The following is a 14,681-nucleotide window of genomic DNA, read 5'->3' as shown; positions in this document are numbered from 1 at the left end:
GAAATCACGGAGCGACGGTGAATACAACGAATCTTCTGGTGCAAACTTACCGTGAAGAGGCCCCCAACCATCACGCACTACAATCTTCTGTAACCAAATCCAGCAGCGTTAAACTCCACCCTTTATTCAGGCCATGAAGCTCGCTCAGATGGAAAATCAGGCCATCCCCCGATTTTGTCGGCACCGCAACCACTCGCTTCGACAATAGCTCAAGCCGCCTGGCGTTAGCGATGCGAGTATTAGATGCTTGATCTCCCCCTGCCAGCGTCTCATTCGCCATACTAAACGTCAGCAGTGTATTAGCAAAGCCGGTATAGCTGACAAAAAAACCGGCGTGATCCCAGCCCTTATCGCAAACGTAATGGACTTCCGTGCGATAATCAAACTCCTTATCAGTGGGAATATGTTCCGAAAACCAACCCACCCGTCCCATCTGGTAGTAAAAATCAGGTATCGGCTGGTTAATATCAAAATGACTCATCCACTGATGATCATATCCTGACCCAATTCGGTACATCACATACAGCCCTGTTTTTTTATCAATCAACGCATTAATTTTTGCATTATCTTTCTGCTGAAAAGCGATTATGACCTGCCGCGCGGTCTCTTCAAATGAAAGCGCAGCAAAGGCTGGCGTTGAGAGCATCCCAAGCAAGCCCAGTACCATCCCTGTTCGGAAAATCATTATTTTTATCCTGTATCGTTAGCAACTGAACTGAAAATAGATGACAACTCTGTTTTACTGGTTTACAACCTCATGCGCTGCAATCAATCGTTGCAAAATCCAACAGGGTTAAATACCACCCCTTATTAATTCCGCGAAGCTCACTTAGATGAAATACCAAACCGTCATCCCATTTTTCCGGCACAGCCACAACCCGGTGCGACAGTACTTCAAGCCGTCTGGCAGCAGCGATGTTGGCATCAGTGATGCTATCGCGGCCACCCATGTTTTGATTCGCCATGCTGAATGACAACATCGTATTATCGTAACTAACAAAAATGCCAGCCCGATCCCAACCCTTCTCGCAGACAAAATTCACTTGCGTCCGATAATCAAATTCATTATCTGCGGGAATATGTTCTGAATTCCAGCTATCCCCCCCCAATATAAATACATGCTCAGGCACCGGTCGGTTAACATTAAACTTCGTCAGCCACTCGTATTCATCACCAACGCCTATTTTGTACATCACATACAGCCCTGTTTTTTTATCAATCAACGCATTAATTTTTGCATTATCTTTCTGCTGAAAAGCGATTATGACCTGCCGCGCGGTCTCTTCAAAAGAAGATGCGGCGCTGGCAGACTGCGATAGTAGTCCCAGCACGACGCCAGCGATTAATTTCCACACAATTGACTCTCCTGTAACATCACGTGCCCTGTATCCGCCAAAGATACCCCTCTGATATTTACTCCCCTCCCCCACAGCGCTACAATGCCCGCCCTTAATGTGGGGGAACTCCCCAACTCGTCGCACCGGGTGCGACGAATCTGACCTGTCATCAGAACGAGAAAATCATGTTTAAACCGGAACTCCTTTCCCCGGCGGGAACGCTGAAAAATATGCGTTACGCTTTCGCTTACGGCGCAGATGCAGTTTATGCGGGCCAACCGCGTTACTCCTTGCGCGTGCGCAATAACGAATTCAATCACGAAAACCTGCAGCTCGGCATCAACGAAGCCCATGCGCTGGGCAAAAAATTCTATGTGGTCGTCAACATTGCGCCGCATAACGCCAAGCTGAAAACGTTTATTCGCGATCTGAAGCCGGTAGTGGAAATGGGTCCGGATGCGCTGATTATGTCCGACCCGGGTTTAATCATGCTAGTGCGGGAAAACTTCCCCGAGATGGCTATTCACCTGTCAGTACAGGCTAACGCCGTTAACTGGGCGACGGTCAAATTCTGGCAGCAAATGGGGCTGACCCGCGTGATCCTCTCCCGCGAACTGTCGCTGGATGAAATCGCCGAAATTCGCAGCCAGGTGCCGGAAATGGAAATCGAAATTTTCGTTCATGGCGCGCTGTGCATGGCCTACTCCGGTCGCTGTCTGCTCTCCGGCTATATCAACAAGCGCGACCCGAACCAGGGCACCTGCACCAATGCCTGCCGCTGGGAGTATAACGTTCAGGAAGGCAAAGAGGACGACGTCGGCAATATCGTGCATAAGCATGAGCCGATCCCGGTGCAGAACGTCGAACCGACGCTGGGTATTGGCGCGCCGACCAACCAGGTCTTTATGATTGAAGAAGCTAAACGTCCGGGCGAGTACATGACCGCCTTTGAAGACGAGCACGGCACCTACATCATGAACTCAAAAGATCTGCGCGCGGTTGCCCACGTTGAGCGTCTGACCCAAATGGGCGTCCACTCGCTGAAAATCGAAGGACGCACCAAATCACATTACTACTGTGCACGTACCGCCCAGGTTTACCGCAAAGCCATTGACGATGCGGCGGCGGGCAAACCGTTCGATACCAATCTGCTGGAAACCCTGGAAAACCTCGCTCACCGTGGCTACACCGAAGGCTTCCTGCGTCGCCATACTCATGAAGATTACCAGAATTACGAATATGGCTACTCCATCTCCGAGCGCCAGCAGTTTGTCGGTGAATTTACCGGCGAGCGCAACGGCCAGCTTGCCGCTGTGGCGGTGAAGAATAAATTCTCCGTCGGCGACAGCCTTGAGCTGATGACCCCGCAGGGCAACGTCAACTTTACGCTCGAACATATGGAAAGCGGCAAAGGCGAAATCATGCCGGTCGCGCCGGGCGATGGTCACACAGTATGGTTGCCTGTTCCGGAAGATATGGTCCTGCAGTATGCACTGCTGATGCGCAACTTTACGGATCAGACAACCAGAAACCCGCATAGTAACTAGTTATACCCGTCATACTTCAAGTTGCATGTGCGTTGACCGCGTTCGTTTACCCCGGTCTCTTACCAGAGTAAGTTCCCGGGGATTCGCTCACTTGCCGCCTTCCTGCAACTCGAATTATTTAGGGTATAAATTGGGTTAATTTTTCGCGATGTAAAGATATTAGAAACGGATCACATACCGTTTCGTTCAAAGCAGATATCATCCATTTCGCTGAAAAACATAACCCATAAATGCTAGCTGTACCAGGAACCACCTCCTTAGCCTGCGTAATCTCCCTTACGCGGGCTTATTTTTTATCTATCTCCCCGGCCTTCGCTTCCTGCATGCGGTACACTTTATGCATTACTGTGCAATAAAGGTCCCCTTGATGATGTCAACATTTCCAGCCAGCTTACTGATCCTGAATGGCAAAGGCGCCAATGAACCGCAGCTGCGCGAAGCAGTTAAACTGTTGCGCGACGAAGGTATCGACATTCACGTCCGTGTCACCTGGGAAAAAGGTGATGCCGTGCGCTTTGTCGATGAAGCCCTCGAGCTGGGCGTAGAGACGGTCATTGCTGGCGGCGGTGATGGCACCATCAACGAGGTCGCCACGGCATTGGTCGAGCGCGATGGCAAGATGGCGTTGGGGATTTTACCGTTGGGTACGGCGAATGACTTTGCCACCAGCGTCGGCATTCCTCAGGATCTGGCCAGCGCCCTGAAACTGGCGATTGTCGGGCGCGATGTGGCTATCGATATTGCGCGAGTCAACGACCAGAGCGGATTTATTAATATGGCTACCGGCGGTTTCGGCACCCGTATTACCACTGAAACGCCGGAGAAACTGAAAGCCGCCCTCGGTGGCGTCTCCTATCTGATCCACGGTCTGATGCGCATGGATACCCTTAAGCCAGACCGCTGTGAAATCCGCGGTGAGAATTTTCACTGGCAGGGCGATGCGCTGGTGATAGGTATCGGTAACGGACGTCAGGCCGGTGGCGGCCAGCAACTTTGCCCGGAGGCGTTAATCAACGACGGCCTGCTGCATCTGCGCATTTTTACCGGCGAAGAGTTGATCCCGGCGCTGTTCAGTACCCTGGCAAACCCGGAAACCTCGCCGAATATCATCGATGGCGTCTCCTCATGGTTTGAGATAACCGCCCCCCACGAGATGACGTTTAACCTTGATGGCGAGCCGCTGAGCGGCAAAACCTTCCGCATGGAAATTTTGCCGGCAGCGCTACGCTGCCGACTGCCGCCAGACTGCGTGCTGTTACGTTAATTCAAGTCTCGCAAAGTAAAGAGGGTGCCCGGCTGGTATACAGCAGCCGGGTACGTTCGTTCAAGCGCTGGATATTCAGATAAAACGGCACCTGCGGCTGGATGAAGAAGGTCGGCAGAATGGATTTGATCTGCTCTTCTTGCTCAAGCTTACCAATACTGGCGGAGACCGTTTCGGAACGCAGGAAGTAGTGCTGGCCATCACGGGTAAAGCTAAACCAGATGTTCTGATTGATAGTGAACGGCTTACCCTGCGGCGGCGTAATTTCCCCACGGACGATCGCCAGACCGCGCTCATCATCAAATATGTAGCGTACAGAAATATCTCCCTGAAAACCCGAGCTAAATAAACTCAACTCACCGCTGCACTGAAAATGATTTCGTTGCCAATATTGCCATGATTTTATTGCTAATGCCGTTAGTACACAGATAAATATGATTGCTATTAACCATTTAATTTCACTTCTGCGCATTCAGTACCTCCTTAATATAATAATTGGTGAGGCATTGATTATCACGCCATTGACTAAATTGCTGACGGCAGCTTATCACCGAGACGCGGGCCTGGCCGGGATAGAGTGTCAAATAGACCCAAGGGTATTTTTCACATTCAAATTCCCTTCGGTTGATGAATTGTTCATGTCGCTTGTGCTCAACCACATCGCTATTGGCAAAGAAGTGACATTGTTGCGAATATTTTACATTAATGGGCAAATAGTTTTGCAAATAAGATTCGAATTCAGCTTGCCAGGTAACAACCCCAACGACCAGACAGCTCAGTAATGCTGCGATGCCCCATAAGGCGGGACGCCGTAGCCGTAACCGCTTTTTTTCTGCAAACTTCGCAGCAGCGACCTCCTCTGCCACGGGCTTTACGATGGGTTCTGTAATCGGCGCGGCTTCTGACTCAGCTGGTTGGGATTCAATTACGGATAATGTTGCCTCCAGCCTGACGCCGACTCTGGGCACCGTTACAATAATTTCTTCGTCAACACCCAGTTCCTTAAAGGCCCGACGTAATAAAGAAATATTTTGATAAAAACCATTGCTGGTCACCTGTGAGCCATGCTTTATCCATACTTCCTGAAAAAAGGTTTCACGAGCAACCGTTGCACCGTGCTGCTGAATAAGGAGCATCAGGCAACGGCTAACGGGAATATTTAATGATACATTCTTCGTATCATCAGCAATAAGTAACAAAACGCTACGCTGAGGAATAAAATTAATTTTTCCGTTGATGATATATTTTTTTTCCATCCTGTTCCCTGAGTATTGTAACCATTTGGATGAGAGCGGCATGAAAACCAGGCTGTAATTTAGATAACTCGCCTTACGTAGACCACATCTTAGGATTATTCGCCAGCGAGTTTACTCTATTACGGAGAGGATCTGGAGGTGCAATACACAGTTTTTCCTTGCTATATGCAAGGTTTAACTGAGTTTACATTTTTGGATATCTGGAAAACGAAACATTAAATAGTGATTTATTTCACTTTCAATCATGCATGCGAATTATAATTTCATAACAATTGGTTAGATGCAGTATATATTTCTGTTTTAGATCTAAGCACCATCTTTACACTAAAAGACAACATTTATAGCTATGAATACATTTCCCCTCACTGTTTTATATAAAAAATGGCGCATCTCTCGAAAGAGAATGCGCCGTATAGACTAGTACGCTGCCACTTCTCGCGCCATTTCACGCGTATATTGCTGGCTGGCGTTGACCAACATCTGCGTATAGGCCGTTTGCGCCTCGCCGTTCACCAGCGCATCCACGGTCAGGGTTTCGAGGATCTTACCGTACTGCATCACCGCAACCTTCTGACATAAGTGGGCGATAACGCCCAGATCGTGGGTCACCATCAGGTAAGTCAGCTTAGCTTCTTTCTGCAATTCCGCCAGAAGATTGAGGATCTCCGCCTGCACTGACACATCCAACGCTGAGGTTGGCTCATCCAGCAGCAGCACCTGAGGTTCGAGAATTAGCGCTCTGGCAATCGCCACACGCTGGCGCTGACCACCGGAGAGCTGGTGCGGATAACGTTCGCGAAAGGCACGGTTCAGACCGACCTTGTCCAGTAGCGCATTGATCCGCCGGTCGCGATCGTTAATGTTATGGATCTGCAGCGGTTCTTCCAGAATGTCGCCGATGGTATGCCGCGGGTGCAGAGAGCCGTAAGGGTCCTGAAACACCATCTGCACCTGACGGCAGCGTTCGCGACTGATCTCGTGAGCCAACTGTTGTCCATCTATCGCCAGCTCGCCCTTCCAGTGGGTAAATAGCCCGGCGAGGCACTTCAGCACCGTGGTTTTGCCGGAACCAGATTCCCCCACCAGACCGTAGATTTCGCCTGGCTTAACGTGAAAATTCACGTCATACAGCACCTGGTTGCGCTTCTCTCCTTCGCCAAACGCCAGGTTGAGGTTTTTGACTTCAATCATCATGCACTCCTTAGTCCGTCAACCAGCTGGTCTGGCGCTGCAATACCGGTAAAACCGGGCGACGATGCTGCATATCCGGCAGCGAGTTAATCAGTCCCTGAGTATAGGGATGACGGGCGTTATCGAGGTCTTTAGCAGCAATGGACTCCACCACCCGTCCGGCGTACATCACCAGCACGCGGTCACAGAAGCTGCGCACCAGGTTGATATCGTGGCTAATAAAAATCAGCCCCAGACCGCGCGATTTCACCAGGTCATCCAGCAGACCCAGCACCTGCAGACGCACCGACACGTCCAGCGCCGAGGTCGGTTCATCGGCAATCACCAGCTCCGGGTCGGTGATCAGCATCATCGCAATCATGATGCGCTGCCCCTGACCACCGGAAATCTCATGTGGATAGAGCTGATACACGCGTTCCGGCTGGCGAATGCGCACCACTTCCAGCATCTCCAGCGCCTTTTCTTTAGCCTCATCTTTACGCCCCGGATGGTGCGTGAGCCAGGCCTCCGCTATCTGATTACCGACGCAAACCACCGGGTTCAGCGAGTATTTCGGGTCCTGCATAATCATTGAGATGCGTTTGCCGCGTACGCCGCGCATTTGCGCCTCGCTGAGATGCAGTAAATCAAGGTCAGCAAACTGCATCCGACTGGCGGTGACGCGGGCCTTTTTCGGATGCAGCTGCAACAACGCACGCCCGACGGTGGATTTACCCGAGCCGGACTCGCCAACAATCGCCAGTTTTTCCTGCCCCAACTGGAAGGAGACGCCGCGCACGGCATGGGTCACCGCGCTACCGTTAACAAAGTCGACGCACAGATCGCGCACGTCGAGCAGTGGAGCATTATTCGCTGCGAGGATCGAGGATGTCACGTAAGCCATCTCCTAAGAAGTTGAACGCTAAGCTGTTGATCAGAATCGCCAGCCCTGGAATCGTTACTACCCACCAGCACTCCATCATATAAGTGCGTCCACTGGAGATCATCGCACCCCACTCCGGCTCCGGCGGCTGTGCACCAAGGCCGAGGAAGCCCAGACCGGCGGCGGTCAGAATGATCCCCGCCATATTCATGGTGATACGAATGATGACCGAAGGCAGGCACAGCGGGACAATATGCCGCCACAGTACGCGAGCCGGAGACGCGCCTTGTAAACGCACGGCGGAGATAAAATCAGCCTGACGCAGTGACAGCGTTTCAGCACGCGCCAGACGAGCAATCGGCGGCCAGGCAGTCAGCGTAATGGCGATAACTACGTGCTCCAGCCCCGGGCCTAAAGCAGCGACGAACGCCAACGCCAGCACCAGGCTTGGGAAGGAAATGAAGATATCGGTGACGCGCATCAGCACCATATCCACCTTGCCACCAAAATATCCGGCGCTGACGCCGAGCAGCAGCCCAAGCGGGCCGACGGTGACCGACACCAGCAGCACGATATACAGCGTGATACGCGAGCCGTACACCAGACGACTAAAAATATCGCGGCCAAACTCATCGGTACCGAACCAGTGCTGGGCGTTCGGTGCCACCAATGCGCTGTTCAGGTCCTGTACCAGCGGGTTATAAGGCGCGATCAGCGGCGCAAATACTGCCACGACGATCAACAGGAAGATAATCCCACCGCCGATAGCCGTTAGCGGGTTGCGCACCATTTTGCCGATAAACCCGGCAGCCCGTGTCGCCGCACGTTGCAGCCGCTGGCGGCCTTCGCCCGCCCCGCCCGAAAGCGACGTATCCAGAGAAACGGTCATGATTTTGTCCTCGGGTCAAAGAATTGATACAGCATGTCGGAGAGCAGGTTGAGCATCACGAAGATAACCCCGACGAGTAGCACGCAGCCCATCACCGCATTCATATCACCCAGCAGCAGGCTGCCGGTGAGGTAAGAGCCAAAACCCGGCCAGGAGAAGACGGTTTCAATCAGTACCGCCCCTTCCAACAGCGCGCCGTAGGCCAGCGCCACTACCGTCAGCAGCTGCACTAGGATGTTACGAAACGCGTGGTTCCAGATAACCTGACGCTCGGTCAGACCTTTGACGCGCGCCGTGATGATGAACTCTTGCGACAGCTGGGCCAGCATAAAGCTACGGGTCATACGGCTGATGTAAGCCAGCGAGTGAAAACCGAGCAGCGAGGCCGGTAAAATCAGGTGGTTAATGGCATTCCAGAACACCTGGCTGTTACCTGCCAGCAGCGCATCGACGGTCATCAGGCCGGTGCGACGTGGCACAATACCGTCCAGACCAAGGTCTACCCGTCCAGCACCGCCAACCCAACCAAGCCAGGCGTAAAACACCAGCAGCCCCATCATCCCAACCCAGAAAATCGGCGTTGAATAGCCGGCGAGGCTGATAATACGCACCACATAATCGGAGAGGCTGTTACGTCGCGCCGCCGCCAGCACGCCCAGCGGAATACCGAGGCCTGCGCCGACGATAATCGCCATCGTCGCCAGCTCCATGGTGGCCGGGAAGACGCGGATAATGTCGTCTACCACCGGTTTCCCGGTCAGCAATGCATTGCCCAAATCGCCATGCAACAAGTTGACAAAATAGATGCCAAACTGGGTGACCAATGACTGGTCAAACCCCAGTTGCTGATAAACCTGCTGGTAAGTGCTCTGGTCGGCGTCCGGCCCAACAATCGCCAGTACCGGGTCGATGGGCATCACGCGCCCAATGGTAAAGGTCAGCAGTAGCAGGCCGAACAGCGTAATCGCCACCTGCAGCAGTCGTTTTGATAAGCGCCGGGTGCGGGAGCCGGGCGCAAGGATTGCCGTACTCATCCTTTCTCTCCTTCGCGGGTTTTATAGACTTCACGCAGAAAAGTGGTGGCGGAGGGGTGCGGCTGATAATCCTGCACCTCGTTGCGTACCACGACGGAATCGACCATTTGCGACAGCGGAATTAACGCCGGGATCAGTTGGTCATAGCGTTGCTGAATCGCCTGATAGCTCGCTACCTGTTGCTGCGGGTTACGCTCCAGCAGAGCGTGGTCAATCATGGAGTTCAGCTGCGGGTCGTAAAAACCGGTACGCCATCCCTGGAAGTTGGTCAGGCGAGCTTCAGCGCTATTATCCGGGTTATAGACCAGCGCACGCAGGCTGGAGTGCGGGTGAGGTTCCATTCCGCTCCCGCCGCGTCCGACCAGCAGATCAAACTTACGTTCGCGCATCGCGCCGTAAATCTGGTTGCCGGTGCCGGTGATGATTTTGGCGTTAATCCCCGCCTGCATCAGCGTCGACTGCACGGCAATGGCGATATTGAGGAACGGTTGATCGGAGAGCACCCGCAGCGTGGTATCAAATCCGTTGGGATAGCCCGCTTCCGCCAGCAGTTTTTTCGCCCGCGCCACGTCGAGCGTGTAGCCCGGGTCAGGCAGCGTGGACGGCATGCCGGCTTTGATCGGCCGCTGATGCAGCACGCCGTAGCCTGGCATCAGCGCTTTATTAATGCCCTGGTAATCAATCAAATAGCGTACCGCTTCGCGCACTTTCGGATTGGCAAAATGATCTTCATTCATGCTCATGGCGACGTAGTACATAGTCCCACGCTGCACCGCATCGACGGTCAGCTGCGGGTCGCTGCGCAGGGCGTTGATATCGGAGACCGCCATGTTGTTAGCAATATCAAGATCGCCTTTCGCTATCATCAGACGCAGAGTTTGCGACTCCTGGAAGTGGCGCAGTACCACGCGGCTCATTTTCGCCTCACCGCGCCAGTAGTCAGGATTGCGCTTCATGCGCAGGACATCTTTCGCCTGCCAGGTTTCGAGGGTAAACGGCCCGGAACCGGCTTCATGGGTGGTCAGCCAGCGGTTGCCCCAGTCCTTATCCTGCTCGTGGCTCTGCACCGTTTTACTGTCGAGCACGCCGAGGTTGCCCAGCGCCGCCAGCGAGTAAATCACCAGTTGCGGATCGTTATCTTTCGGTAACACGATTTGTACCGTCACGTCGTCCGGAGCGCTCACCTGGTTATCAATATTTTTCTTACTGAAGCCGTAGGATTTCCACACCGATGCCTGGGCGAGGTTGAGATGCAAAATACGCCGCATTGACCACACCACATCGGCGGCGGTCAGCGGGTTGCCAGAGTGAAATTTCACGTCATCGCGTAAATGGAACGTCAGGGTTTTACCGTCCGGGCTGATATCCCAGGATTTCGCCAGCGCGGGCCTGACGTTGGTTTGCTGTTTAGGATCAAGCTCCACCAGCGAGTCATAGAGATTGACCACAATCCCAACGACTTCGTTACCGGTCATCGCTGCCGGGTCAAGCGTCAGAAGGTTGTTCATATTCATGCCAATGATCAGCTGGTCGGGCGGCGTTTTCGCTATTGCCGCCCCACTCCCCATCGACATGGCGAGCGCGAGTAAGCACGCTCCCAGTAAAGAGGTTTTTTTCATATCTATCGCCTGTAGGGTACACGCCCGTCATCATTCGCGCCGCAGCTACGTTGGCTTCATCTCCTCACCCCGGTCACTTACCTGATGTAAGCTCCCGGAGATTCGTTGATTTGCCGCCTTGCTGCAACACGACTGATTTAGGGCCTGGTTTATATTTTTTATCCGTTCGCCCAAACCCAATAAGCCTTAAGCCTTTGGAATTTTTATTAATCAGTCGTGGCTAACGGTATTGGCTTCGATATACGCAAAATTAATGTCTTCACCGAGACCTGGTCGTTGTGACAAATGCACTAATCCCTGGTCATCCATCGGGTCGACAATGCTGTTGAGATACGCGGCTGGCTCATCGTAATCGAGGAACGGGTGCAGCAGGCCGCGCTCGTACCAGCGGCAGTTGCGGATCGCGCCGACCACAGCCAGGCTCGCCGCGCCGTTGCCATGGACTTCACAATCCATACCAAACGACTCCGCCAGCGCCGCCACCTTCATCGTTGGCGTAATACCGCCAACGCCGTTGGATCCGGCGCGCAGGATGTCGCAGGCTCCGGCTTTCACCCATTCGGCGCGCATATGATGCTTGCCGCCGAAGCTCTCCGGTCCGACGATAGGAATCGACAGGTTTTCCGCCAGCCATGCGTAAGAAGACATCGAATCCTCTTCCATCGGCTCTTCAAACCAGGCGAAATTCAGTTTTTCCAGCTCTTTGCCAATCCACAACGCTTCGGCACGGCTGTACCAGTGATAGCCATCAATCATCAGGTCGATATCCGGCCCTACCGCTTCACGCACCGCCGCGCAGGCTTTGATGTCCATTTTCGGATTTGGCGCAAAAGAGATCGGCGGCATCCAGGTGTGCAGCTTGATGGCCTTGTAGCCACGGGCCACCAGCGTTTCAGCAAATGACGCATACTCATCCGGGGTCGACAGTCCGCCAGGCAGATCGTCGCCGCACATGGTACTGCCATAGGCCGGAACCGTGTCGCGATAGCCGCCGAGCAGTTTGTAAACCGGCATATTGAGTTTGCGACCAATCAGATCCCACAGCGCCTGCTCGACAAACGACAGCGCGCGTTCGGTCAACTGATGGGCGCTACCGCGCTGCCAGTGATTAAGATCCTGCCAGATGCGTTCACGGTTGAACGGGTCCTGCCCCACCATCACCTTGCGGAAAAAAGTGTTCACCACAAACGGGCGCACCACTTCCGGCGGCGCAAACGAAAAACCCTGGGTGCCATCATCGGCAGTAATGGTCAGCATCGCCATTTTTGCCATGCTTTCGGCTCCCGGATGGGAGTGCCCGGCGCTGTCGGAAACCCGACGAGTGGGATACTGGAAAACGGTGACATTTACAGATTCAATTTTCATTCTCAGTCCTTATCGCAGCCAAACCCGATCTATAGACGCAAATCGGCAAAGCGGTTTCACATTATTGAAAAAACGTTTCAATATCTAATCTAAGCACAATTACGCAGCAGTGCCTCGGACAATCACCGCTAAGCAAGAGATTAAATTTGGGCATTGGCACGACGGGGCGTGATTGTTTTCACAAAAGAAGGGCGAAATGTGAGGGCGATCGGCATGATAAAAAGAGGAGCGTGAGCGCAGAAAAGAGATTAACCGACCGGGTACATCCTGAAACTTTCTGCGCTCACAAATTACTGACTTATACCGCCGCCTCTGGCTCTGCAGAAAGAGCTTCCAGCAGTTCAGGTAACGCCCGATAGCGACCCGCGGCGGCCTGAAAACGACCATGCAGGCAATCTTCGGCGATAACGATAGTGGGGATATTTGCTGCCTGAGCGGCGCTAAAACCGTTAAAGCTGTCTTCAATCACCAGGCATTGACTGGCGTTGAGGTTGAGCTTGCGCAGCGTTGACAAGTAAACCGCCGGATGAGGTTTGCCGCATTCCTCATCATCCGCGCTGGAAACCACGTCAAAATAGTGCCAAAGGGAGAGTTTGTTCAGTACTGCGGAAATAACCTGATGGGATGATGAGGTTGCCAACGCAATTTTATACCCGACATGGCGGAAATAGCTTAACGCCTCGCGCACGCCGTTCATCGGCTCACCTTCGGCAGATATCAGGCCAGTGATGCGCTGCAGTATCGCTTCTTCAAGCCGCTGTGGCGCAACATCAAGTCGACAATGCTGGCACCAGGTGCGCGCAATGTCGTCAAGGCGTTTACCTTTGGTCAGCGTTTCACACTCATCGATACTTACCGTTGCCCCCCATTGCGCCAGCGCTTCTATTTGCGCCTGTCGCCACAGGATTTCGGAATCAATAATCACACCATCCATGTCAAAAATAACTGCTTTAATACTCATCATCCACCTCAATAAGGCTGGCATGAATCTCATGCCAGCCGCACAACGTTAAGAAAACTCAACCTGCTCGCTGGCGGGCGCTTCCTTGTGGGAAAATCCCGGCTGCTCGACGCGAATAAATGCGCAAAGGAAAAAGGCCACCACGTACAGCGCGGTATAGGCGATAACCACCCCGATGGTGCTGAAGAACGGTAGCAATATCACCGCAATCGCCGGGGCGAGAAAGTTCGACATCCCCGCAGACAGGTTATATACCGAAATAGCCGCACCTTTGTGCTTCGGTTCCAGCGCCGGGAAAACGGCAGCCAGCGGCACGAAAGCGGCAACAAAGATCCCCAGAGCAACGGCCGGAATCATCGCCATGGCGAAGTTATGCCCGAAGTGCTGCGGGATGTAATAAAACGCCAGGCTAGAGAGCGCCATACCGACGCAGCCAAACCAGCGCACCACTTTAATCCAGCCCAGTTTTTCGCCCAGAATCCCCCACAGTACGTTGGAGAAAATGGTGGTAAAGAAGAAGACGGCCCACACCTGCAACCATTCAGAAGTGGTGAAACCCAGTTCATCGACAAACATCATCGGCATGATTACCGCAAAGCCAAACAATGACAGCGTATTGATGATACGCACCATGCTGGACAACATAATATTGCGGTTGGTATAGAGCAGCGTCGCCGCGCGTCCCAGTTCGGAAAATTTCTCTCGAGTGGTCAAATTTCGCATATGGTGCGGAGTTTGAATGTTACGCAACGAGGCCAGCGCAATAATCCCACCGGTCACGCAGAAAGCCAGCGCCAGCCACAATGTCCCCAGCTCGCCGATATGCGGGATGGTGAAACTCGGAATATAGCTGCCGAAAACGCCGATACCAACAGAGTAAACCGCCCAGAACCAACCGATGGCCGAACTGGCGCTATCGCTTTTGACGTTATGGATAATGGCGACGATGAACGAGTAGAGGAACAGCGGATACGCGAAGCCGCGGATACCGTAGAAAATCAAGATCAGCGCATAGTTGGCGTGTCCAAGGCCGAAAACCAGGAACAGTACGTGGAATACGCACCACAGCACGAAGCCAATCATCATGGTTTTTAGCGGGGTGATAATTTCCGCTACGACGCCGGAAATCCACGCCGACAGCGCGGCGGCTAGTCCGTACAGGGTAAAGGCAAATGAGGCCTGCGCCGGGGTGAAACCAAGCTCTTTAATGTAGTGCGACAGGAATGCCAGTTCGAAACCGTCACCGGTCATAAACACGGCAATGGCGACATATCCCCATATCAGATTCAGGGGTAAACCGAGCCACTGTTTATTATTTACGGACATAATGACCTCGTATTCAGGGTACAGGAGGCC

The 14,681-nt window shown here is 53.2% G+C and carries 14 protein-coding genes; 2 read left to right on the top strand and 12 right to left on the bottom strand.

All coding sequences use genetic code 11. The features are described from left to right. Positions 1 to 70 precede the first annotated feature (70 nt). Together ACMYSL_RS09930 and ACMYSL_RS09925 are read right to left on the bottom strand one after the other, a co-directional pair. Positions 71 to 685, bottom strand: coding sequence for a hypothetical protein (locus ACMYSL_RS09930; RefSeq protein ID WP_434662493.1), 615 nt, complete (start codon positions 683 to 685; stop codon positions 71 to 73). 70 nt (positions 686 to 755) lie between these two features. Next, on the bottom strand, positions 756 to 1,355 hold the full coding sequence (locus ACMYSL_RS09925; RefSeq protein WP_434662490.1) for a hypothetical protein: 600 nt from the start codon (positions 1,353 to 1,355) through the stop codon (positions 756 to 758). A 167-nt stretch (positions 1,356 to 1,522) separates the two neighbouring features. Here ACMYSL_RS09925 and yegQ point away from each other — a divergent pair, with 167 nt between their 5' ends. After that, positions 1,523 to 2,884, top strand: coding sequence for a tRNA 5-hydroxyuridine modification protein YegQ (yegQ, locus tag ACMYSL_RS09920; RefSeq protein ID WP_182207333.1), 1,362 nt, complete (start codon positions 1,523 to 1,525; stop codon positions 2,882 to 2,884). A gap of 367 nt (positions 2,885 to 3,251) precedes the next feature. Beyond that, positions 3,252 to 4,148, top strand: a complete 897-nt coding sequence (gene yegS / locus ACMYSL_RS09915) for a lipid kinase YegS (RefSeq protein WP_182207334.1) — start codon at positions 3,252 to 3,254, stop codon at positions 4,146 to 4,148. Position 4,149: 1 nt separating this feature from the next. Here the strand turns inward: yegS and ACMYSL_RS09910 are convergent, their stop codons facing one another. The 10 genes from ACMYSL_RS09910 to ACMYSL_RS09865 form a co-directional block, all read right to left on the bottom strand. Next, positions 4,150 to 4,503, bottom strand: coding sequence for a hypothetical protein (locus tag ACMYSL_RS09910; protein ID WP_434662487.1), 354 nt, complete (start codon positions 4,501 to 4,503; stop codon positions 4,150 to 4,152). A gap of 103 nt (positions 4,504 to 4,606) precedes the next feature. Beyond that, the gene (locus tag ACMYSL_RS09905) at positions 4,607 to 5,404 is read right to left on the bottom strand and encodes a winged helix-turn-helix domain-containing protein (protein WP_434662485.1); all 798 of its coding nucleotides are present in this window, start codon (positions 5,402 to 5,404) and stop codon (positions 4,607 to 4,609) included. A 417-nt stretch (positions 5,405 to 5,821) separates the two neighbouring features. Further along, positions 5,822 to 6,595 (bottom strand): ABC transporter ATP-binding protein, encoded by a 774-nt coding sequence (locus ACMYSL_RS09900; protein ID WP_434664004.1) that lies wholly within the window; start codon positions 6,593 to 6,595, stop codon positions 5,822 to 5,824. 10 nt (positions 6,596 to 6,605) lie between these two features. Further along, positions 6,606 to 7,469 carry an ABC transporter ATP-binding protein gene (locus ACMYSL_RS09895; protein ID WP_182207650.1) on the bottom strand — a complete coding sequence of 288 codons (864 nt, stop codon included), beginning with the start codon at positions 7,467 to 7,469 and terminating at the stop codon, positions 6,606 to 6,608. Continuing rightward, a complete protein-coding gene (locus tag ACMYSL_RS09890) occupies positions 7,441 to 8,346 on the bottom strand; it encodes an ABC transporter permease (protein WP_182207336.1) in 906 nt (301 codons plus the stop codon). Before ACMYSL_RS09890 ends, ACMYSL_RS09895 begins: the two co-directional genes overlap by 29 nt. Beyond that, the gene (locus ACMYSL_RS09885) at positions 8,343 to 9,380 is read right to left on the bottom strand and encodes an ABC transporter permease (protein ID WP_112213149.1); all 1,038 of its coding nucleotides are present in this window, start codon (positions 9,378 to 9,380) and stop codon (positions 8,343 to 8,345) included. Before ACMYSL_RS09885 ends, ACMYSL_RS09890 begins: the two co-directional genes overlap by 4 nt. Then, the gene (locus tag ACMYSL_RS09880; protein ID WP_434662482.1) at positions 9,377 to 10,999 is read right to left on the bottom strand and encodes an ABC transporter substrate-binding protein; all 1,623 of its coding nucleotides are present in this window, start codon (positions 10,997 to 10,999) and stop codon (positions 9,377 to 9,379) included. The genes ACMYSL_RS09885 and ACMYSL_RS09880 overlap by 4 nt, the downstream gene beginning before the upstream one ends. Before the next feature lie 210 nt (positions 11,000 to 11,209). Continuing rightward, complete coding sequence (locus ACMYSL_RS09875) at positions 11,210 to 12,364, bottom strand: mandelate racemase family protein (RefSeq protein ID WP_181485641.1); 1,155 nt, start codon at positions 12,362 to 12,364, stop codon at positions 11,210 to 11,212. Positions 12,365 to 12,662: 298 nt separating this feature from the next. Beyond that, positions 12,663 to 13,325: an HAD family hydrolase gene (locus ACMYSL_RS09870; protein WP_434664001.1), complete on the bottom strand. Its 663-nt coding sequence runs from the start codon at positions 13,323 to 13,325 to the stop codon at positions 12,663 to 12,665. A gap of 48 nt (positions 13,326 to 13,373) precedes the next feature. Further along, positions 13,374 to 14,651 carry an RbtT/DalT/CsbX family MFS transporter gene (locus ACMYSL_RS09865; RefSeq protein ID WP_182207338.1) on the bottom strand — a complete coding sequence of 426 codons (1,278 nt, stop codon included), beginning with the start codon at positions 14,649 to 14,651 and terminating at the stop codon, positions 13,374 to 13,376. Between the last annotated feature and the right edge of the window lie 30 nt (positions 14,652 to 14,681).

It is taken from the genome of Klebsiella sp. MISC125 (assembly GCF_051131775.1).
Taxonomy (GTDB): Bacteria; Pseudomonadota; Gammaproteobacteria; order Enterobacterales; family Enterobacteriaceae; genus Klebsiella.
Note: the sequence above shows the minus strand (reverse complement) of the source record. Positions and strands in the feature narration are given on the sequence as shown.